A 21387-nucleotide genomic window follows, 5' to 3' on the forward strand; every position below is an offset into this window, starting at 1 on the left:
GAAAGGGCGGTCCCCCGGGGGCCGCCCTTTTCCTGTGTGGAAAGATCCGGGGCGCTGCCCCGGACCCCGGAGTATTTCCGGAAAGATGAAGATGCGGGCCTGGAGCAGATCGGGCCGGAAGCCGTGCGGCCAAGGTCCGCCTGACGGTCCTGCCGGGCGCAGGTCCCGCGGTCAGATCACCAGCTTCGCCAGCGTCCAGGCGCCCATGACCATCATCATGAGGTTCTCGGTCAGCGAGACGAAGCCGAGCGGCACGTTCGAGCCGCCGCCGACGCAGGCGCATTTCAGCTCGCGCTTGTCGATGTAGACCGCCTTGAAGACGGAGACCGCCCCGACCGTCCCGATGAAGAGCGCCAGCGGCCCCGAGAGCCAGGGCAGCACGCCCGCGATCATCAGCAGGCCCGCCAGTGTCTCTCCGTAGGGGTAGACGTAGCCGTAGGGGACCCATTTCCGCGCGAGCAGGTCGTAGTTCAGGAACATGGTCGAGAAGCTCTCGACGTCCTGCAGCTTCTGAATGCCGAGCAGGACCATCGAGATCGCGATGAAGGTGGTGAGCGTCCGGAGCGAGACGAGCGGCGCGCCGGCGAGCCACATGACGGCGAGCGCCATCAGGAAGCCGGTTGCGAAGATCGCGATCACCGGGCGGTAGGAGGTCTCGTCCTCGCCCTTCAGCGCCTGCCCGAAGAAGGCGCGCAGGTCGTCGTAGCCGCCGATCCGCTCGCCGCCGATGAAGGTCTGGGGCGTGGTCTTTACCCCGTGCTTCTCCATGAAGGCGTCGGTTTCGGCGCGGGTGGTGAGGTGGTGATCCTCGACCTCGTAGCCTTCGTGCTCCAGCAGCCACTTCGATTTCCGCCCGAAGGGACAGAGGTGATCCGGCATCACCATGCGATAGAGGACCGCGCGGGGTTTCGCGTCGGCCTTCGGGTCGGATCGGCTCTGGGAGAGGGTGGTGTCGGTCATGGCGGGGCTCCGTCCTGTGTCTCGGATATCCCGAGATCAACGTGGAGCCCCGCCGAACCGTTCCGCTGGCGCCTCAGCGCCCCCGGATGCGCGGGTCGAGCGCGTCGCGCAGACCGTCGCCGAGGTAGTTCACCGAGAGCACGGTGAGCGAGATGGCGAGGCCGGGCAGGATCACCCGCTCGGGGTATTGCTGCATGTAGTCGACGCCGTCGAACAGGAGCCGCCCCCAGGTCGGGAAGTCCGGCGGGAAGCCGAGCCCGAGGAAGGACAGCGAGCTTTCGGTGATGATCGCGTTGGCGATCCCCAGCGTGGCCGAGACCACGATGGGCGAGATCACGTTGGGCAGGATGTGCCGCCCGATCAGCATGCCGTTCCGCGTCCCGATCGAGCGCGCGGCGAGCACGAATTCCCGCTCCTTCAGGGCGAGCACGTCGCCGCGCACGATCCGCGCGGTCGGCATCCACGAGGTGATGCCGATGGCCGTGACCATCAGGATGAAGATGCCGGTCTCGGGGCCGAAGGCCTTGGACAGGGAATCCCGGAACAGCATCACCATGACCAGCAGCAGCGGCAGCAGGGGCAGGGCGAGGAACAGGTCCGTCATCCGCATCAGCACGCCGTCGAGCTTGCGGTAATAGCCCGCGACGACCCCGATCAGCGTGCCGAGGAACAGCGCGATGAGCATCGCGACGATCCCGACCAGCATCGAGGTCTGCCCGCCCGCCATCATCCGGGCCAGCATGTCGCGGCCCAGCTGGTCGGTCCCGAAGGGATGCGCCAGGCTCGGGCCCTGATTGCGGGCGCGGATGTCGATGTAGCTGGGGTCGATGGTCCAGATGTAGGGGCCGATGAAGACCCCGATCAGGATGACCAGGAACACGATCCCGCCGGCGACGGCGCCCTTGTGGCGGATGAACTGCCCCCAGACCTCGCGCCACTGGCTGCGGGGCGGGTTGGTGGGCATCGGGCCGGTGTCGAGCACACCGTCGCCCGACGGGACGGCGCCGATCGGCGCCATGTTCTCGGTGGCAGGGTGCTTTTCGTCAGTCATAGCGAATCCGCGGGTCGAGGAGGCCGTAAAGGACGTCGGCGATCAGGTTGAAGAGCACGATCAGGATCGCGAAGATGAAGGTCAGCGTCTGCACCAGCGGCACGTCGTTCGCCTGGATCGCGGTGATCAGCAGCTGGCCGATCCCGTTCACCTTGAAGACCTGCTCGGTGATGATGGCGCCGCCGAAGATCTGCGGGATGCCGAGGGCGATCACCGTGACCACCGGGATCATCGAGTTGCGCAGGACGTGCACGAGCACGACGCTCTTCTCGCCGAGGCCCTTGGCCCGGGCGGTGCGGACGTAATCCTGGTTCAGGTTGTCCAGCATCGAGGCCCGCATGAAGCGCGAGAGCTGCGAGGTGATCTGCAGCGCGAGCACCATCACCGGCAGGATCATCTGCTGGAGCTGCTGCATGAAGCTGTCCCAGTCGTTGACCACCAGTGTCGTGTCATAGATCGAGGGGAACCAGCCGAGGTTCACCGAGAAGATCACGATCACCAGCACGCCCGAGAAGAAGGGCGGGACCGAGAAGCCGATCATCGTGATGAACGTCCCCACGTTGTCGAAGATCGAATACTGCCGGTAGGCCGAGTAGATCCCGATGGGCAGGGCGATGATGATCGCGACCACATAGGCGGTGCCGACGACCCAGAGGGTCTGCGGGATACGCTGCCAGACAATGTCCATCACCGGGGAGCGCGTCTGCCACGACAGCACGCGGGCGTCGCCGGCCGAGAAGCTGGTGCCGAAGATGCTGTCGATGACGACCTGCGGCTCGACGATGAAGAACTGGTACATCCACTTGAAGAAGCGGATCGGAAGCGGTTCGCCAAGGCCGAGCGAGATCCGGATCTGTTCGCGGACCGCGGGCGGGATGGTGAGGGGAAGCTGGGCCGTGGGATCGCCGGGGGCGAGGTCCAGCAGCAGGAAAATCACGAGACCGATGAACAGGAGCGTCGGAATCGCGAGCAGAAGCCTACGGGTGAAATAGGTCAACATTCAGGCGGCTCGCCTTCTACTAACTCGGCATTGCATATGGCGGAAATGGAAACGGGGGGGCGGTCGCGCCGCCCCCCCGGATTGGTCCGGATCACTCGACCCGATGCCAGTCAGCGATGTTCCACAGCTCGGAATCCCAGTCGGTCATCTTGACGCCGGCCAGGGTCTTTGCGTGGGCCGACTGACCACCGCGGTGGATCAGCGGGATGATCGAGTAGCCCTGAACGATCATGTCGTTCATCTGCTTGGCCAGCTCGCCCCGGGTCTCGAGGTCTGCCGTCTTCGACATCTCGGTCACGATCTCGTCGTAGGCCGGGTCGCAGAAGCGCTGGATGTTCGAGCCCTGCCACTGGGTCTTGGGCGTCGGGATCTCGGAGCAGCGCCAGTTCGCCATGTACGCCTCGGGGTCGACGCCCGCGAAGTTGTTCGTGTACATCTCGATGTCGGCGTAGAACTTCTGGAAGGTGTCCGGCGAGGACGGATCACCGCCGAAGAAGACCGACGCGTCGACGTTGCGCAGCTCGGTCTCGACGCCGATCTCGTTCCACCACTGCTTCACCAGCGCCTGGGTGTCCTGACGGACGGCGTTGGTCGAGGTCTGGTAGAGCACCGAAAGACGCATGCCGTCCTTCTCGCGCACGCCATCGGCGCCCGCCACCCAGCCGGCGTCTTCCAGCACCTTCTTCGCGCCTTCGATGTCCTGCGTCAGGCAGTCGTCATTGGCGGTCGAGGCATAGGCCTCGGGTGCGGGCAGGACGTTGCAGGTCGCCTTGCCGGCCTTGCCGTAGCCCACGTCGACCAGCAGCTGGCGGTCGATGGCCATGGAGAGGGCCTTGCCGACGGCCGGATCGGTCAGGAACGGGTGCTTGTTCTCGCCGTTCATGAAGACCGAACGCTCGTCCGGCCCGAGGCTCGAGTCGGCGTTGGTCTGGTTCAGGTGGAGACGCTCGACCGAGGTGCCGAAGGCCACGACGACCTCGCCCTTGCCGGCGGCCTCCATCTTCTCGAGCACTTCCGGCGCGAGCTGGAGGTTCCAGGCGTAGTCGAATTCGCCGGTCTCGAGCACGGCGCGTGCCGCGGCCGCCGCATCGCCGCCGCCCTTGAGCGTGACGGTCGCGAAGGCCGGCTTGTCGGCCTCACGATAGTTCTCGTTGGCCGAGAGCGAGATCACGTCGTTCGGCTTGAACTCGTCCACGGTGAACGGGCCGGTGCCGATCGGGCCGAAGTTCGCATCGGTGCATTCCGGGGCTTTCGCGCCGAGGCACTCGGAGAACTGGGCCTTCTGGATGACCGGGGATTCAGAACCGACGAAGGCGGTGTAGGGGAAGGGCTTGGGCTCGGTGAAGTTGACCTTGACGGTCAGCGGGTCCGGCGCCTCGACGCTGGCGACACCGTCGAAGTAGGACGATTGCGCGCAGCCGCCTTCGGGGTGGGTGCAGTATTCCCAGGTGAAGACGACGTCCTCAGCGGTGAAGTCGGAGCCGTCGGACCACTTGACGCCTTCCTTCAGCTTGTAGGTGATGGACTTCAGGTCCTCGGCGACGCCACCGTTCTCGACGGTCGGAATCTCGGAGACCAGCATCGGGACCATCTCGCCCTTCTCGTCGAAGCGGATCAGCGGTTCGATGACCATGGAAGAGGCCTCGACCTCTTTCGTGCCGCCCGAAAGGAAGGGGTTCATCGTCGACGGCGCCTGCCAGTAGATGATGTTGAGGTGGCCGTCGGCCCCTCGCTCGGCGTAAGCCGCCGGGGCGAGGGCGAGCGAAGCGGCCGCGCCCAGCAATAGCGTTTTGACGTTCATGTCACACTCCTAGTTGGTGTGCTCCGGTCTCTTGACGGACCGGGCTTCGGATTCCGGCGTTTTGCCCGTGGACGGCGGCCAGAGTCCAGACTTCCCGAAAGGCCTTCCGACCCCTCCCCACGGATGCGACTCATCGAAAACGGGTTCCGATTAAAATGCAAGCCCGGCCTTCACCTGACGCTAGGAGAGCGGGACGCGTCGTTTGACATTCGCACAAGATGATCGCTAGCGTCTGTCCATTCCGTGACAAGGACATGCCACATGCTGGACCAAGCGCTTGCCCGTATCGAGAACCTGAGGGTCGAGTTCGAGACCAAGGACGGAACCGTCGTCGGCGTCGAGGACGTGTCGTTCTCGATCCGTCCGGGCGAGACGGTCGCGGTCGTGGGCGAATCCGGGTCCGGCAAATCGGTGTCCTCGCTCTCGCTCATGCGGCTCGTGGAATATGGCGGCGGGACGATCGCCGGCGGCCGGATGATCTTCGACCGCAAGGACGGCCAGGAACTGGATCTCGCCACGGCCGCGCCCGACCTGATGAAGACGATTCGCGGCAACGAGATCGGCATGATCTTCCAGGAGCCGATGACCGCGCTGAACCCGGTCTTCACCGTCGGCAAGCAGCTGACCGAGGGGCTGCGCGTCCACATGGGGATGTCCAAGGACGAGGCCAGGGCCCGCGCGCTCGAGCTGATGAAGCAGGTGCGCATCCCGGAACCCGAGCGGCGGCTGAACCAGTACCCGCACGAATTGTCCGGCGGCATGCGCCAGCGCGTGGTGATCGCCATGGCGCTGGCCTGCGAGCCGCGCCTGCTGATCGCGGACGAGCCGACCACCGCGCTCGACGTGACGATCCAGGCCGAGATCCTCGCGCTGGTGAACCGGCTGAAGAACGAGACCGGCACGGCCGTCATGTTCATCACCCACGACATGGCCGTCGTGGCGCAGATGGCCGATCGCGTGGTCGTCATGTTCCGCGGCAACAAGGTCGAGGAAGGCCCGGTCGAGCAGATCTTCGAGAACCCGCAGCACGAATACACCAAGGCGCTGCTGGCGGCGGTGCCGAAGCTGGGCGAGATGACCGGCAAGCCGCTGCCCGAGCCGATGAAGCTCTTCGGCGCGGTGGACCAGAAGATCGCCCCGATCCCGGGCGAGAACCGTCCGCTGCTCGAGGTGCGCAACCTCACCACCCGGTTTGCCGTGAAGGGCGGGTTCTTCCGCAGCACTGTGGCGCAGGTCCACGCGGTCGAGGATGTCTCCTTCGTCATCAACAAGGGCCAGACCCTCAGCCTCGTCGGTGAATCGGGCTGCGGGAAATCCACCTGCGGCCGCTCGGTCCTGCGGCTGGTCGAACCGAATTCGGGCCACGTCTGGCTGGACGGCAAGGACATCATCGCGCTCGGGCAGCAGGGGCTGCGCAAGGCCCGGCTCGACATGCAGATGATCTTCCAGGATCCCTTCGCCTCGCTGAACCCGCAGATGAACCTGTCCGACCAGGTGGCCGAGCCGATGCGCAATTACGGCACCCACAAGGGCGCCGACATGCACAAGCGGATCGAGATGCTCTTCGACCGGGTGGAACTGCCGCGCAACTTCATGCGCCGCTACCCGCACGAGCTGTCGGGCGGCCAGCGCCAGCGGGTGGCCATCGCCCGCGCGCTCGCGCTGAACCCCAAGCTCATCGTCGCGGACGAGGCGGTCTCGGCGCTTGACGTCAGCGTGCAGGCGCAGGTGCTGAACCTGATGATGGAATTGCAGGCAGAGATGGGGATCTCGTTCCTCTTCATCAGCCACGACATGGCCGTCGTCGAACGCGTCAGCCACCGGGTCGGCGTGATGTACCTCGGCCGGATTGTCGAGATCGGCTCGCGCCAGGCGGTCTTCGAGAACCCGCAGCACCCCTACACGCAGGCCCTGATGAAGGCCGTGCCGGTCGCCGACCCGCACCGGCGGAAGAAGGAAAGCGAGCTGAACTTCAAGCCGATCCCTTCGCCGATCCACGGCCTCGACTACGAACCCGAGCCCTCGGTCTATCGCCAGATCGGCGAGGACGACCATTACGTGCTCATCACCGACAGCGGGTATTGATCACGTCATGACGGGCAGGGCGCGCAGGACGGATATCTGCCAGGAGCCGGAATGACCCTCCGGCACCTCGCCCGCCCCGAAGATACCTGCACGCCCGGCTTTGCCGGCCCGACGACTTGCAACCCCGACGCGGATCGGTCCGGATTGCCGGAGCGACCCGGCCGCGCGGCGCGCCGTGGTGCGCGCCGCGGCCGAAGGATCATGGCCGGGAAGACCCGGCCGGAAAACGACAGGAAAGACCGAAGATGACTGACCGTCTGACGCCCTACGAGATCATGGAGAAGCTTGTCAGCTTCCCGACAGTGAGCCGAGATACCAACATCCCCCTGATCGACTGGGTCGAGGACTATCTCACCTCTCACGGCGTCAAGACCTTCCGCCACCTGCACCCCGACGAACCGAAGGCCGGTCTCTGGGCCCATGCCGGGCCCGAGGTCGAGGGCGCGGTGGTCCTGTCCGGGCACACCGACGTGGTGCCGGTGGACGGGCAGGACTGGTCCTCGGACCCCTGGGTGGTCGAGGAGCGCGACGGCAAGTATTACGGCCGCGGCTGCGTCGACATGAAGGGTTTCGACGCGCTCGCCATCTGGGCGGTGGTCGAGGCGCAATATGCCGGCGTGAAGCGCCCGCTGCAGCTCGCGCTCACCTATGACGAGGAGGTCGGCCTGATCGGCGTCGATCCCCTGATCCGCGACGCGCTGCCGAATTTCCCCAAGGGCGATGTCGCCATCATCGGCGAGCCTTCCACCATGGAGGTCGTCACCGGCCACAAGTCGGGCAAGGGCTACGCCGTCCATGTCCACGGTTTCGAGGTCCATTCCTCGATCGCCTACAAGGGCGTCTCGGCCATCATGGAAGGCGCGCGGCTCATCATGTGGGCGAACGCGATGAACGCCGAAGGCATGGCGAAGACGCCCGAGGGGGTGGACGCGCTCTTCGATCCGCCCTGGACCAACGTGCATGTCGGCATGATCTCGGGCGGCACGGCGCACAACATCACGGCAAAGGACTGCGAATTCGTCCTGACCTTCCGCTGCGTGCCGGGCGACGATCCCGAGGAATGGGGCGCGCGCTTCCTGGCAGAGGTCGACCGGATCAATGCCGAGATCACGAAGGTCCGCCCCGAGGCCTGGATCGAGGTCTCCGAGAAATTCAGCGGAAAGGGCCTGACGCCCGAGGAGAATGGCGCCGCCGAGGAGCTCGCCCGCCGCCTGACCGGCGACAATGGCACCCATGTCGTCAGCTACGGCACCGAGGCGGGGTATTTCCAGGCGCACGGGTTTTCCGCCGTGGTCTGCGGGCCCGGCGACATCGCGCAGGCGCACCAGCCTGACGAATACATCACCGTCGAAGAATTCGAGAAGGGCCACGCCTTCATGCAGCGCCTGCTCGAGACACTGAAGGAGTCCTGACCCATGCCCATCCGTAACCGTTTCGCCGAACTGCAGGCCGAGATCGCGGAGTGGCGGCAGGACTTCCACCGCAACCCCGAACTGCTCTACGACGTGCACCGCACCGCCGGGAAGGTGGCCGAGAAGCTGCGCGAATTCGGCGTCGACGAGGTGATCGAGGGCGTCGGCCGCACCGGCGTCGTTGCCGTCATCAAGGGCAGGACCGACAGCTCGGGCAAGGTCATCGGCCTGCGCGCCGACATGGACGCGCTGCCGATCAACGAGATCACCGGGCTCGACTATGCCTCGCAGACGCCGGGCAAGATGCACGCCTGCGGCCATGACGGTCACACCGCGATCCTGCTCGGGACGGCGAAATACCTCGCCGAGACCCGCAATTTCGACGGCACCGCGATCATGATCTTCCAGCCCGCCGAGGAAGGCGGGGCAGGCGGCCTTGCCATGTGCGAGGACGGGATGCTCGAGAAATGGAACATCCAGGAGGTCTACGGCCTCCACAACGCGCCCGGTCTGCCCGTCGGCACCTTCGCGATGCGGAAGGGCCCGACCATGGCCTCGGCCGACCAGTTCGACGTCATCATCAAGGGCAAGGGCGGCCACGCCGCGCGGCCGCAGCTCGCCATCGACCCGGTGGTGACGGCGGGCCACGTGATCGTCGCGCTGCAATCCATCGCCTCGCGCAACATCGACCCGGTGAAGGAGGTCGTCGTCTCGATCTGCACGCTGAGATCGGACAGCGAGGCGCACAACGTCATCCCGATGTCGGTCAAGCTTCGCGGCACGATCCGCACGCTCGACCCGGAGGTGCGCGAACAGGTCGAACCCCGCTTCCGCGCCATCGTCGAGAACACCTGCGCGGCCTTCGGCGCCGAGGCCGAGATCGACTACGAACGCGGCTACCCGGTGCTGGTGAACCACGACGACAACATCGACTTCGCGGCCGAGGCGGCGAGGGCCGTCTCGGCGGAGGTGGACGTGAACGCCCCCGCGCGGCTCGGCGGCGAGGACTTCGCCTACCTGCTGGAGCGCCGGCCCGGGGCCTATATCTCGCTCGGCAACGGCGACAGCGCGCCGCTCCACCACCCCGAGTACAATTTCAACGACGACGCCATCCCCGCCGGGTGTTCCTGGTTCGCAGAGATGGTCGAGCGGCGCATGCCCGCCGCCTGAGAAGGACGAAGACAGATGCCAGTGAAGAACCGTTTCGCCGAGATGCACGAGGAAATCACCGCCTGGCGCCGCGATTTCCACGAGAACCCCGAGATCCTCTACGAGGTCCACCGCACCGCCGGGATCGTGGCCGAGAAGCTGCGCGCCTTCGGCTGCGACGAGGTGGTCGAGGGGATCGGCCGCACGGGCGTCGTGGGGATCATCAAGGGCCAGACGGACACCAAGGGCAGGGTCGTGGGGCTGCGCGCCGACATGGACGCGCTGCCGATGCCCGACATGTCCGGCAAGCCCTATGCCTCGAAGGTGCCCGGCGCCTCCCACGCCTGCGGCCATGACGGCCACACCGCGATGCTTCTGGGCGCCGCGAAATACCTCTGCGAGACCCGCCGCTTCGACGGCACCGCCGTGGTGATCTTCCAGCCCGCCGAAGAGGGCGGCGCCGGGGGCCGCGCCATGTGCGAGGACGGGATGATGGAGCGGTGGAACGTGCAGGAGGTCTATGGCCTGCACAACATGCCGGGCCATCCGGTGGGCTCGTTCCACATCCGCCCGGGCGCCGTCATGGCCTCGGCCGACGAGTTCGACGTCATCATCCGCGGCGTCGGCGGCCATGCCGCAATGCCGAACAAGACGGTGGACCCGGTGGTCGCGGCCTCGAACGTCGTGCAGGCGCTCCAGTCGATCAAGAGCCGCAACCTCGACCCGGTGAAGCAGCTGGTGATCTCGGTCACCTCGTTCCGCACCGAGACCGACGCCTACAACGTGATCTCGGACAACGTGCACCTCAAGGGCACGATCCGGACGCTCGATCCGGCCGTCCGCGACCTCGCCGAGGACCGGTTCAAGCCGCTGGTGACCTCGGTCGCCGAGGCCTTCGGCGCGAAGGCCGAGATCGACTATCGCCGCGGCTACCCGGTGACGGTCAACCACGAGACCGAGACGGAATACGCGGCGGCCGCGGCCGAGGCGATCTCGGGCGGGGTGGACCGCGACACGCCGCAGCTCATGGGCGGCGAGGATTTCGCCTTCATGCTCGAGGAGCGTCCCGGCGCCTACATCTTCCTCGGCATCGGCGAGGGGCGCCCCAACGTCCACCACCCGGAATACGATTTCAACGACGAGGCGATCCCCGCCGGATGCTCCTGGCTGGCCGAAATGGCCGAACGCCGGATGCCCGCGGCCTGATCGAGAAGGAAAGACGAATGCCCATCAAGAACCGTTTCGCCGAGCTTCAGGCCGACATCACCGCCTGGCGCCGCGACCTGCACGAGAACCCCGAGATCCTCTTCGACACGGTCCGCACCGCGGGCGTCGTGGCCGAAAAGCTGAAGGAATTCGGTGTCGACAGCATCGAGACCGGCGTCGGCCGGACCGGCGTCGTCGGGGTCATCAAGGGGAAGACCGACACCTCCGGCAAGGTCATCGGGCTGCGCGCCGACATGGACGCGCTGCCGATCCTCGAGGCGACGGGGCTCGACTATGCCTCGAAGACCCCCGGCGCGATGCATGCCTGCGGCCATGACGGCCACACGGCGATGCTTCTGGGTGCGGCCAAGTACCTCGCCGAGACGCGCAATTTCGACGGCACCGTCGTGGTGATCTTCCAGCCCGCCGAGGAAGGCGGCGGCGGTGGCCGGGAGATGTGCGAGGACGGGATGATGGACAAGTACGGCATCCAGGAAGTCTACGGCATGCACAACTGGCCCGGCGTGCCTCTGGGCCAGTTCGCGATCCGTCCGGGGCCGTTCTTCGCCGGGACCGACCAGTTCGAGGTGGTCGTGCAGGGCAGCGGCGGCCATGCCGCGAAGCCCAACGAGACGATCGACCCGACCGTCGCGACCTCCCAGCTCGTTCTGGCCCTGCAGACCATCGCGTCCCGCAACGTGGACCCGGTGGAGCAGATCGTCGTCTCGGTGACGTCGTTCGAGACCGCGTCCAAGGCCTTCAACGTGATCCCGCCCAGCGTGACCATCCGCGGCACGATCCGGACGCTGACGCCCGAGACCAAGAAACTCGCCGAGGAGCGGTTCAAGGCGATCTGCACCGCCACCTGCGCGGCCTATGGCTGCGAGGCTGAGATTGACTGGCGGCCGGGCTATCCGCCGATGGTGAATTCCGAGGCGCAGACCGCATTCGCGGCCGAGGTCGCCGCCGGCGTCGCGGGCAAGTGCGACCTGGCCGAGATCACCATGGGCGGCGAGGACTTCGCCTACATGCTGAACGAACGCCCCGGCGCCTACATCCTCGTCGGCAACGGCGACAGCGCCCCGGTCCACACGCCGGATTACAACTTCAACGACGAGGCGATCCCCGCCGGCTGCTCCTGGTGGGCCGAGATCGTCGAGAAACGGATGCCGGCCGCCTGATGTGGGAGGAACGCTACAGCGGCACGGGGGACTACCTCTTCGGCACCGCGCCCGCCGCGGTGCTGACGGAGAACCCGTGGCTGGCTGATGGCGCGAAGACCGCGCTCTGCGTGGCGGACGGCGAGGGCCGGAACGGCTGCTGGCTGGCCGGGCAGGGGCTGTCGGTGACGACCTTCGATCCGGCACCCACGGCCGTGGCCCGGGCGCGCGCCCTGGCGGCGGAGCGGGGCGTGAGGCTCGACGCCCATGTCTCGGACTGGGAGGGCTGGGACTGGTCGGGCCGCTACGACCTCGTCGTCGGCATCTTCATCCAGTTCGCGGAGCCCGAGTTCCGGCGCCGCCAGTTCGCCGACCTCCGCCGCGCGCTCGCGCCCGGCGGCCGTCTGCTCCTGCACGGCTACCGCCCGCCGCAGGTCGAGCTCGGCACCGGCGGCCCGCCCGATCCTGCGCATATGTATGACGAGGCCCTGCTGCGCGCGGCCTTCACCGGCCTGCAGATCGAGCGCCTCGCCTCCTACGAGCGCGACGTGCAGGAAGGCCGGGGCCATTCCGGCCGCTCCGCGCTGATCGACCTGATCGCCCGGGCCTGACCGAAAGGCGCGCCTGCGGCGCACATGATCCATTCTTGCTGACGAGGGGGTTTCACCCCCTCGAGCTCCCCCAGGATATTTCGGGCAAGAGGAAGGGCAGGGCGCGGGTCGCCTGAGTCCTCTTGTGATAAATATCCTCGGGGGGGCGCCATTGGTTCGAGCCCGATGCGACGGGCGACGCCCCGGGCGGGCTCAGCCGCCGGTGTGGCTCATGTGGCGCGAGACCTGGCCGTCCGCCTTCTGCCGCGAATAGTCGAAATCGTGGCCCTTGGGCTTGTGCGCGATCGCCTCCCGGATCGCCTCCCGCAGGGGGGCGTCGTCATTCGGGTGGTTGCGCAGCGCCGGGCGCAGGTCGGCCATGTCCTCCTGGCCGAGGCACATGTAGAGCTGGCCGGTGCAGGTCATCCGCACCCGGTTGCAGCTTTCGCAGAAATTGTGGGTGAGCGGCGTGATGAAGCCGATCTTCTGGCCGGTCTCCTCGAGCCTCACGTAGCGCGCGGGCCCGCCGGTGCGTTCGGGAAGATCGGTGAGGGTGTAGCGCTCGGCCAGGCGGGCGCGGAGGTCGTTGAGGGACCAGTACTGGCCCACCCGGTCCTCGTTGCCGAGATCGCCCATGGGCATGACCTCGATCCAGGTGAGATCCATGCCGCGGGCGGCGCAGAACTCCGACAGCGTGAAGATCTCGTCCTCGTTGAAGCCCTTCAGCGCCACGGCGTTCAGTTTCACCCGGAGCCCCGCGCGCTGCGCCGCATCGAGCCCGCGCAGCACCTGCGGCAGCCGGCCCCAGCGGGTCACGCGGGCGAATTTCTCCTCGTCCAGCGTGTCGAGCGAGACGTTCACCCGGCGCACGCCGGCGGCGTGGAGCTCTTCCGCGAAGCGTTCGAGCTGGGATCCGTTCGTCGTGAGCGTGAGCTCTTCCAGCGCGCCGCTTTCGAGGTGCCGGGTCATGCCCTCGAAGAAGGTCATGATGTCGCGCCGCACCAGCGGCTCGCCGCCGGTGATCCGGAGCTTGCGCACCCCGAGCCCGACGAAGGCCGAGCACATGCGGTCGAGTTCTTCCAGCGTCAGGAGGTCCTTCTTCGGCAGGAAGGTCATGTTCTCCGTCATGCAGTAGACGCAGCGGAAATCGCACCGGTCCGTGACGGAGACGCGGAGATAGGTGATGGGCCTGGCGAAGGGGTCGATCAACGGCGCTGTCATGCACCAAAGGTAAAGCCGCGCCCCTCCGCTCACAAGGGGGCGGAGACAGATTGCCGCCCGGGGGGGAACGCTCTACCTTCTGCGGATGATCACGCGAACACTCCTCCCGCTCGCCCTTGTCGCAACCGCGCTGACCGCCTGCAGCGCGCTGGAGAAGGTCACGCCCGCCGCCGCTCCGCCGCCCTCCGCGCCCGTGCCTGCGCCCGTCACCGGCGAGAGCGATGCCGAACGCGCCGACGAGGTCGCGCCGGAACCCGAGGCGGGCGGCCGGCTCGGCACCACGATCGTGTCGCTCGGCGATCCCGGGCGGGGCGGGGCCTGGCTCGAGACGCCGCTGGTCGATGCGGCGGCGAAGGGAAGGGTGGTCCATGCCGGCGAGAGCGTCGAGGTCGACCTGATCCCGATCCCGGGCGAGGTGGGCGCCGGCAGCCGCATGTCGCTGGCGGCCTTCCAGGCGCTCGGCGCCTCGATCACCGGGCTGCCCGAGGTCGAGGTCTTCCGCAACTAGAGGTGTTTCGCGGCCTCGGCCCGGGCGAAGGGCTTCATCCGGGCGCCATGTGCGTCGAGGAAGGCCTGCGCGCGGGGCACGTCGTGTTTCGACAGATCCCGCAGCCACCAGGCGACGGCCTTCTGGATGAACCATTGCGGGTCGTCCAGGTAGCCCGCCGCCCAGCCCAGCACACGGTCGCGGGCGGCGGCTTCCGCGACGCCCGGATGGTTCGCCCTGGTGAGCGGGAGGGTGATGACCAGCGCGGCGCGGCGGGTCCACATCTGCCCGGACGTCGTCCAGCGCGCCACCTCGTCGAGGCGGGAGAGGTCGGCCATGACCCGGCGATGGCCGGCGAGGCAGGCGTGGTCGGCGATGGCCCAGGCGTCGAACTCGGGCACCCAGCCGCAGATCATCCGCCAGACCGGGGTGTCGTCGGGCCTGATCCGAGCCTGCGTCAGCACCTTCGCCGCGGCAATGCGCGCCTCGTGGATGTCGGTGTCCCAGAGGCCCGCGGCGAGGGTGAGCCGGTCGTCCAGCGACAGGCTGTGCCGCCAGTCCGCGGCGAGGTCGTTGATCGCCGTGTTGCCGACGCCGAGATAGGACCGCGCGGCCTTGTGATAGCGGGCCATCGCCTCGGCCTTGCCGGGCTCGGCATGGGCGCGGAGCGCCTCGAGCGCGGCGTCGGGTGTCATGCGTCGGCGCCGATGTTGCCCGCGACGATGCCGGTCGGGGCGCCATCCAGCGTCAGGGTGTTCTTCTCGCGCCAATAGGCGGGCATCTTGGCCACGAAGAACATGTGCTGCGCCGATGAAGCGGCGGTGATCGTCCTCGATCCGGTCGAACTGCCTGGCCATCGGCTCCTCCGGGCTACTCCACGGTGACGGATTTCGCGAGGTTGCGGGGCTGGTCCACGTCCGTCCCCTTGGCGATGGCCGTGTGGTAGGAGAGGAGCTGCGCCGGCAGCGCGTAGAGGATCGGCGCCAGCAGGGGATCGACCTTCGGCATCTCGATGGACCGCCAGACACCGTCACCGGCGGCCGCGATCCCCTCGGCATCCGAGATCAGCAGGACGCGGCCGCCGCGGGCCATGACCTCCTGCATGTTCGAGACGGTCTTCTCGAACAGCGCATCGCGGGGGGCCATGACAACGACCGGGACATGGCTGTCGATCAGGGCGATCGGCCCGTGCTTCAGTTCGCCTGACGCATAAGCTTCGGCGTGCAGGTAGCTGAGTTCCTTGAGTTTCAGCGCACCTTCCAGTGCGAGCGGATACATCAGCCCGCGGCCCAGGTAGAGCACGTCGCGGGATTCCGCGAGTTCCTGGCTGACGGCGCGGGTCTGGTCGGCCCCGTCGATGGCATTGCCGAAGACCGCCGGAAGGGCGCGCAGCTTCGGCAGGATCTCGGCCATGCGGGCGGCGTCGATCTCGCCGCGCTGGCGGGCCGCTTCGAGGGCCAGAAGCAGCAGCACGGTGAGCTGGCAGGAGAACGCCTTGGTCGAGGCGACGCCGATCTCGGGCCCGGCATGGATCGGCAGGACGACGTCGCTTTCGCGGGCCATGGAACTTTCGGTCGCGTTCAGCACCGACAGGATCGTCGCGGCCTTGCCCTCGCAATAGCGCAGCGCGGCGAGCGTGTCCGCCGTCTCGCCCGATTGCGAGACGAAGAGCGCGGCGGTCCGGGCCGGGATCGGCGGCTCGCGGTAGCGGAATTCCGAGGCGATATCGACCTCGACCGGGATCCGCGCCAGCGTCTCGAACCAGTATTTCGCCGTGAGGCAGGCGTAATAGGCGGTGCCGCAGGCGACGAAGGTCAGCCGGTCATAGGCGGTGAAGTCGATGCCGTCGCCGGGCAGGGTGATCGTGTCGCCCTTGAGGTAATGCGACAGCGCCTCGCCGATGACGCGGGGCTGTTCGGCGATCTCCTTCGCCATGAAGTGCTTGTGCCCGGCCTTGTCCACCTGCGCGGTGTCGAGGCGGATGGTCCGGATCTCGCGGTTCGCGAGCGCGCCATTGGCATCGCGAATCTCGACGCTCTGGCGGGTGACGACGGCGATGTCGTCCTCCTCCAGATAGGTGATCCGGTCGGTCAGCGGGGCGAGCGCGATGGCGTCCGAGCCCACGTAGTTCTCGCCGTCGCCATGTCCCACGGCCAGCGGCGGGCCCTTGCGGGCGGCCACCATGAGGTTGTCGTCCTCCTCGAAGAGGAAGAGCAGTGCGAAGGCGCCCTCGAGCCGGCGGATCGTGCTGGTCGCGGCCTCGACCGGGCTCATGCCCTGCGAGAGATAGAGGTTCGCGAGCAGGGCGACGGTCTCGGTGTCGGTCTCGGTCTCGTGGCCGATCCCGTGGCCGGCGAGTTCCTCGCGGAGCTCGCGGAAGTTCTCGATGATGCCGTTGTGAACCACCGCGACGGGGCCCGCCTTGTGCGGATGCGCGTTCCCTTCGGTCGGCGCGCCGTGCGTCGCCCAGCGGGTGTGGCCGATCCCCGACTTTCCGCGCAGCGGCGCATGCACCAGCAGATCCGACAGGTTCACCAGCTTGCCGACGGCGCGCCGCCGGTCGAGCTGGCCGTTGTCGATGGCGGCGATGCCCGCGCTGTCGTATCCCCGGTATTCCAGGCGCTTCAGCGCCTCGACGAGGAAGGGCGCCGCTTCATGGTCGCCGAGGTATCCGATAATCCCGCACATATGGCCTCACCTGTCCCGCATTTGCGCTTTTTTCGCGCGTAGTATTTCAAAGAGCTTCCGGGCGCGCCCGGGCTTCGTCACCTGCTGGGCCCGGCCCAGGGCCAGCGCTCCGGGCTCGACGTCCTCGGTGATGACCGATCCGGAGGCCGTCATCGCGTCGTCGCCCACCGAGACCGGGGCCACCAGCATCGTGTTCGAGCCGATGAAGACCCGCGCGCCGAGCCGCGTCCGGTGCTTGAAGACGCCGTCGTAATTGCAGGTGATCGTGCCGGCGCCGATGTTCGTCTCCTCGCCGATCTCGGCGTCGCCGATATAGCTCAGGTGGTTCACCTTGGCGCCGCGGTCGATGCGGGCGGCCTTCACCTCGACGAAATTGCCGATCCTCACGTCCTCGGCCAGCTCCGCCCCGGGGCGGAGCCGGGCATAGGGCCCGATCACGCCGCCGCGCGAGACATGCGCGCCCTCGAGATGCGAGAACGCCCGGATCCGCGCGCCGCTTTCCACGGTCACGTCGGGTCCGAAGACGACGTTGGGCTCGATGATGGCGTCGCGGCCCACGACCGTGTCGAAGGCGAAATGCACCGTCTCGGGGGCGGTCAGCGTCACCCCGTCCTCCAGCGCCGCGGCGCGGGCCCGCGACTGGAAGGCAGCCTCGGCCGCGGCAAGCTCGGCGCGGGAATTGATGCCCATCGTCTCGGCCTCGTCGCAGGCGACGGCGGTGGCCGAGAGGCCACGCGCGCGGGCGATCTCGACGATGTCGGTGAGGTAGTATTCGCCCTTGGCATTGTCGTTCTTCACCGCGGCGATCAGCTCGAACAGCGTCGCGCTGTCGGCGCAGACCACACCGGAATTGCAAAGGGTGATCGCCTTCTCTGCCTCGCTCGCCTCGGCGAATTCGACGATCCGGGCAAGCTCCGCGCCCTCCATCACCAGCCGCCCGTAGCGCCCGGGGTCCTGCGCCTCGAAGCCCAGGATCACGACGTCGTGGCCCGCGCGGGCCTCGCGCATCCGCTCGAGCGTCCCGGCGCTGATGAAGGGCGTGTCGCCGTAGAGCACATAGGCGTCGCCCGAGAAGCTCCCGAGCAGCGGCCCCGCCTGCGCCACCGCATGTCCGGTGCCGAGCTGCTCCGCCTGCACCGCGATCTCGGCGCGTTCGTCCCAGTCGCGGGCGGTCGCGGCGACGGCCTCGCCGCCGTGACCGGTCACCACGACGATGCGGGCGGGCTCCAGCGCGGCGCCCGCCCGCATGGCATGGGCGAGCATCGGGGCGCCCGCGATCTCGTGCAGCACCTTGGGCAGGTCCGAGTTCATGCGCGTGCCCATCCCCGCGGCGAGGATGATGAGGGCGGTCTCCATCGTCGGTCTGCTCCTTGTTCTTCGCTGCCGCCCGTTCTATCCGGTTCCCGTGGCCGTGCAAGTCATGCGCGGATCACGAGAGGTGACGGGCAGAAACGGGGCGGACGGAATGGGCACGGTGATCTTCGATCTGGACGGGACGCTCGCGGACACGAGCGGGGACCTGCTCGCCGCGGCGAACGCCTGTTTCCGGAGCATGGGCGAGGGCGACCTGCTGGGGCCCGACGACGCCCCGGTGGCGCTGAACGGCGGGCGCGCGATGCTGCGGCTCGGGATGGAGCGGCTCGGCCGGGCCGGCGACGAGGCCGAGGTCGACCGGCTCTACCCGGTGCTGCTCGAGCATTACGAGGAGGCGATCGACCACCACACGCTGGTCTTCCCCGGCGCGATGGAGGCGATCCGGCTGCTCTCGGACGGCGGCTACCGGATGGGCATCTGCACCAACAAGCCCGAGCGTCTGGCGCAGCTGCTGCTGACCCGGCTCGGCGTGCGCGACGCCTTCGGCTCGCTCGTCGGGGCCGACACGCTCAAGGTGAAGAAGCCCGATCCCGAACCCCTGCGCGAGGCGATCCGGCGTGCGGGGGGCGATCCGATGCGCGCCTGCCTGATCGGTGACAGCAGGACCGACCGGGAAACCGCGCGCGCCGCCGGCCTTCCTTCCGTCCTCGTGAGCTTCGGCCCCTCCGGCCCGCTTACGGCGGCGCTGGAGCCCGAGGCGCTGTTCGCCCATTTCGACGAGCTGCCGGACATCGTCCGCCGCGTCGTTCCGCTCGCTTGACGGGCGGGTCGGGGCCGGGGAAGCTGTGCGGCATGGAGCGTTTCACCGGCACCTTCACCCAGCAGGAGCCGATCCCCGACGAGGCGATCGAGGCCGCCGTGGCGGTCATGCGCCACGGGCGGCTGCACCGCTACAACACGGTCGCGGACGAGGTCGCGGAGGTCGCGCTGCTCGAGTCCGAATTCGCCGCCGCCATGGGCGCGCGCTATGCGCTGGCCGTGGCCTCGGGCGGCTATGCCCTCGCAACCGCGCTGCGCGCCTGCGGGGTCCGGCCCGGGGACCGCGTGCTGACCAATGCCTTCACGCTCGCCCCGGTGCCGGGGGCCATCGCCTCGCTCGGGGCGGTGCCGGTCTTCGTGGGGGTGACGGAGGCGCTGACCATCGATCTCGACGATCTGGCCGCGAAGGCGGGGCAGGCCGATGTCCTGCTGCTGAGCCACATGCGGGGCCACATCTGCGACATGGCGGCGCTGATGGCGCTCTGCGACACCCACGGCCTGACGCTGATCGAGGATTGCGCCCACACGATGGGCGCGCGCTGGAACGGCACGCTGTCGGGGCGCCACGGGGTCTTCGGCTGCTATTCGACGCAGACCTACAAGCACCTGAACTCCGGGGAGGGCGGGCTGCTGGTGTCGGACGATGCGGAGCTGATGGCCAGGGCGGTGATGCTGTCGGGCAGCTACATGCTCTACGGGCGACACCTCGCGGGGCCATCCCCCGAGGCCTATGCCGACCTGCGCTACGACACGCCCAATGTCTCGGGGCGGATGGACAACCTGCGCGCCGCGATCCTGCGCCCGCAGCTCGCGCGGCTCGAGGCGCGCTGCGAGGCATGGACCGCACGCTACCGCGTGGTCGAGGAGGGGCTGCGGGACCTGCCGGGCCTGACGCTGATCGCGCGGCCGGCGGCCGAGCGGTTCGTCGGCTCCTCGATCCAGGTCCTGCTGCTCGACTGGAGCGATGCGGCGCTGCGCGAGGTGATCGCGCGCTGCGCGGCGCGCGGGGTCGAGCTGAAATGGTTCGGCGCGCCGGAGCCCGCGGGCTTCACCTCGCGCTACGAGTCCTGGCGTTACGCACCGTCCGAGCCGATGCCCGCGAGCGACCGCATCCTGCGCGCGATCCTCGACATGCGCCTGCCGCTGACCTTCAGCCTCGACGATTGTGCGCTGATCGCGCGGATCATCCGCGCCGAGGTCTCCGCGGTGTTTCAGGGCGCGTGACAGGGACGGATCGTTTGCCAGAGGCGGTGCCTCTGGCGACCCCGGGGGGCTGTCTGCCCCCCGGACCCCCCGAGGATACGAGACCAGAGGAAGGGCGGGCGCAACGCCTGCTTTCCTCTGGTTTCGTATCCCGGGGGAGTCGCCCCGCAGGGGCGGCGGGGGCAGCGCCCCCACGCCCGCGTCGGGCCGGGCCGGGCGGCGTTTCGGTGTCAGTCAGGGAGCCGCGTGTCGGTGCCGTAGAGCGGGACCGTGGACATCGAGAGCTTCGCGGATCCGTCGGTCAGTTCGGCGGCATGGGCGAGGTAGATCAGGGTCCGGTTCGCGCGATCATAGATCCGCTTGACCCGAAGCGACTTGAGGATGATCGAGCGCGATGTGCGGAACACGTCTTCCCCGGCCTCGTCCATGTCGATGTCGCCGATCTCGATCGGGCCGGTCTGGCGGCAGGAGATCGAGGCGTTGGACGGATCCTCGAACCAGTTGCCCTTCGACAGCCGGTCGATCAGCCCGCGTTCGAAATAGGCGATGTGGCATGTGACGCCCTTCACGTCGGGATCGGCGATCGCCTCGATGATGACGTCGTTCCCGACCCAGTCGACGCCAACCTCCCCGACCTGTTCCGCAACGGCCGGGGAGGCGGCGATGAGCGCCGCGGAAAGCAGCGCCCGCATCAGAAGCGCACCACGCCGTGCTCGCCCATGTCGGGCTTGTCATGCGTGATGTTCGCCTTGGCGATCTCGTAGAGGAAGCCGGCGCCGCCGTCGGTCAGCCAGGCCTCGGCGTGGGAGGGCGTGAACTTCACCAGCCGCACGTCCTCGTCTTCCTTGCCGTCCTCGAACCAGGCGGCCGCGACGGGGGACCAGAGTTCGTCCAGCTTCTCCCTGTCGTTCTCGACCGTCAGCCGGCCGTCGATCTTGGCGTAGATCTTTGCACCCGCCTCGGCGACGACGTAATGGACCTCCTTGCCCTCCTTGGCGGCGTCATAGGCATCCGTGCCGTCGGCGGTGATGAACCAGAACACGCCGCGCTCCTCGTCGGTGTAATGCGACATCGGCACCACGCGGTCGGGATCGGTGTGCAGCATCCCCGCCCGGACATCGTCCATCCGGTTCCAGAACGTCTCTTTCTGCTCGTGGGTGAGATCCTTCATCTCGTCCTCCTTCAATTCGGGCCGCGCGGTCTGCGCGGCGTCTGGGTGAGAACGCGGGCGCCGGGCGCTG

General features: G+C 68.0%; 19 protein-coding genes. 9 read left to right on the forward strand and 10 right to left on the reverse strand.

Translation table 11 applies throughout. The features are described 5' to 3' along the window. Positions 1–171: 171 nt before the first annotated feature. From Q344_RS0104250 to Q344_RS0104265, 4 genes are all read right to left on the reverse strand, one after another. Positions 172–960, reverse strand: a complete 789-nt coding sequence (locus tag Q344_RS0104250; protein WP_028285577.1) for a MauE/DoxX family redox-associated membrane protein — start codon at positions 958–960, stop codon at positions 172–174. Between the two features lie 73 nt (positions 961–1033). After that, a complete protein-coding gene (locus Q344_RS0104255; protein WP_028285578.1) occupies positions 1034–2011 on the reverse strand; it encodes an ABC transporter permease in 978 nt (325 codons plus the stop codon). Next, positions 2004–3011 (reverse strand): ABC transporter permease, encoded by a 1008-nt coding sequence (locus Q344_RS0104260; RefSeq protein ID WP_028285579.1) that lies wholly within the window; start codon positions 3009–3011, stop codon positions 2004–2006. The genes Q344_RS0104255 and Q344_RS0104260 overlap by 8 nt, the downstream gene beginning before the upstream one ends. A 91-nt stretch (positions 3012–3102) precedes the next feature. Further along, positions 3103–4812, reverse strand: a complete 1710-nt coding sequence (locus Q344_RS0104265; RefSeq protein WP_028285580.1) for a peptide ABC transporter substrate-binding protein — start codon at positions 4810–4812, stop codon at positions 3103–3105. Positions 4813–5073: 261 nt separating this feature from the next. On the opposite strand from Q344_RS0104265, the gene Q344_RS0104270 reads away from it, so the two are divergent. From Q344_RS0104270 to Q344_RS0104295, 6 genes are all read left to right on the forward strand, one after another. Beyond that, positions 5074–6897 (forward strand): ABC transporter ATP-binding protein, encoded by a 1824-nt coding sequence (locus Q344_RS0104270; RefSeq protein WP_028285581.1) that lies wholly within the window; start codon positions 5074–5076, stop codon positions 6895–6897. Between the two features lie 245 nt (positions 6898–7142). After that, entirely contained in the window at positions 7143–8309 is a 1167-nt protein-coding gene (argE, locus tag Q344_RS0104275; protein ID WP_028285582.1) for an acetylornithine deacetylase, read from the forward strand. Positions 8310–8312: 3 nt separating this feature from the next. Further along, positions 8313–9479, forward strand: a complete 1167-nt coding sequence (locus Q344_RS0104280) for a M20 aminoacylase family protein (protein WP_028285583.1) — start codon at positions 8313–8315, stop codon at positions 9477–9479. A gap of 15 nt (positions 9480–9494) precedes the next feature. After that, positions 9495–10664 (forward strand): M20 aminoacylase family protein, encoded by a 1170-nt coding sequence (locus Q344_RS0104285; protein ID WP_028285584.1) that lies wholly within the window; start codon positions 9495–9497, stop codon positions 10662–10664. 17 nt (positions 10665–10681) lie between these two features. Further along, positions 10682–11845, forward strand: a complete 1164-nt coding sequence (locus tag Q344_RS0104290) for a M20 aminoacylase family protein (protein ID WP_028285585.1) — start codon at positions 10682–10684, stop codon at positions 11843–11845. Next, positions 11845–12435, forward strand: a complete 591-nt coding sequence (locus Q344_RS0104295) for an SAM-dependent methyltransferase (protein ID WP_028285586.1) — start codon at positions 11845–11847, stop codon at positions 12433–12435. Before Q344_RS0104290 ends, Q344_RS0104295 begins: the two co-directional genes overlap by 1 nt. A 192-nt stretch (positions 12436–12627) precedes the next feature. Here Q344_RS0104295 and moaA read toward each other — a convergent pair whose 3' ends face one another. Further along, on the reverse strand, positions 12628–13635 hold the full coding sequence (moaA, locus tag Q344_RS0104300; protein ID WP_028285587.1) for a GTP 3',8-cyclase MoaA: 1008 nt from the start codon (positions 13633–13635) through the stop codon (positions 12628–12630). Positions 13636–13720: 85 nt separating this feature from the next. Here moaA and Q344_RS0104305 point away from each other — a divergent pair, with 85 nt between their 5' ends. Beyond that, complete coding sequence (locus Q344_RS0104305; protein WP_036538308.1) at positions 13721–14143, forward strand: hypothetical protein; 423 nt, start codon at positions 13721–13723, stop codon at positions 14141–14143. Here the strand turns inward: Q344_RS0104305 and Q344_RS0104310 are convergent. The 3 genes from Q344_RS0104310 to glmU form a co-directional block, all read right to left on the reverse strand. After that, positions 14140–14817 (reverse strand): DNA alkylation repair protein, encoded by a 678-nt coding sequence (locus Q344_RS0104310; RefSeq protein WP_028285589.1) that lies wholly within the window; start codon positions 14815–14817, stop codon positions 14140–14142. The two genes, Q344_RS0104305 and Q344_RS0104310, sit on opposite strands and share 4 nt — an antisense overlap. 175 nt (positions 14818–14992) lie before the next feature. Further along, positions 14993–16810 carry a glutamine--fructose-6-phosphate transaminase (isomerizing) gene (gene glmS / locus Q344_RS0104320; protein WP_028285590.1) on the reverse strand — a complete coding sequence of 606 codons (1818 nt, stop codon included), beginning with the start codon at positions 16808–16810 and terminating at the stop codon, positions 14993–14995. A 6-nt stretch (positions 16811–16816) separates the two neighbouring features. After that, a complete protein-coding gene (gene glmU / locus Q344_RS0104325; RefSeq protein WP_028285591.1) occupies positions 16817–18166 on the reverse strand; it encodes a bifunctional UDP-N-acetylglucosamine diphosphorylase/glucosamine-1-phosphate N-acetyltransferase GlmU in 1350 nt (449 codons plus the stop codon). 109 nt (positions 18167–18275) lie between these two features. On the opposite strand from glmU, the gene Q344_RS0104330 reads away from it, so the two are divergent. Together Q344_RS0104330 and Q344_RS0104335 are read left to right on the forward strand one after the other, a co-directional pair. Then, positions 18276–18944, forward strand: coding sequence for an HAD-IA family hydrolase (locus tag Q344_RS0104330; protein ID WP_028285592.1), 669 nt, complete (start codon positions 18276–18278; stop codon positions 18942–18944). 32 nt (positions 18945–18976) lie between these two features. Beyond that, positions 18977–20167, forward strand: a complete 1191-nt coding sequence (locus Q344_RS0104335; RefSeq protein ID WP_028285593.1) for a DegT/DnrJ/EryC1/StrS family aminotransferase — start codon at positions 18977–18979, stop codon at positions 20165–20167. 209 nt (positions 20168–20376) lie between these two features. On the opposite strand, the gene Q344_RS0104340 is transcribed toward Q344_RS0104335, so the two are convergent. Both Q344_RS0104340 and Q344_RS0104345 read right to left on the reverse strand, forming a co-directional pair. Continuing rightward, a complete protein-coding gene (locus tag Q344_RS0104340; RefSeq protein WP_028285594.1) occupies positions 20377–20838 on the reverse strand; it encodes a CreA family protein in 462 nt (153 codons plus the stop codon). Continuing rightward, positions 20838–21317: a pyridoxamine 5'-phosphate oxidase family protein gene (locus Q344_RS0104345; RefSeq protein WP_028285595.1), complete on the reverse strand. Its 480-nt coding sequence runs from the start codon at positions 21315–21317 to the stop codon at positions 20838–20840. The genes Q344_RS0104340 and Q344_RS0104345 overlap by 1 nt, the downstream gene beginning before the upstream one ends. Positions 21318–21387 lie beyond the last annotated feature (70 nt).

Source organism: Pseudooceanicola nanhaiensis DSM 18065 (assembly GCF_000688295.1).
Lineage (GTDB): Bacteria > Pseudomonadota > Alphaproteobacteria > Rhodobacterales > Rhodobacteraceae > Pseudooceanicola > Pseudooceanicola nanhaiensis.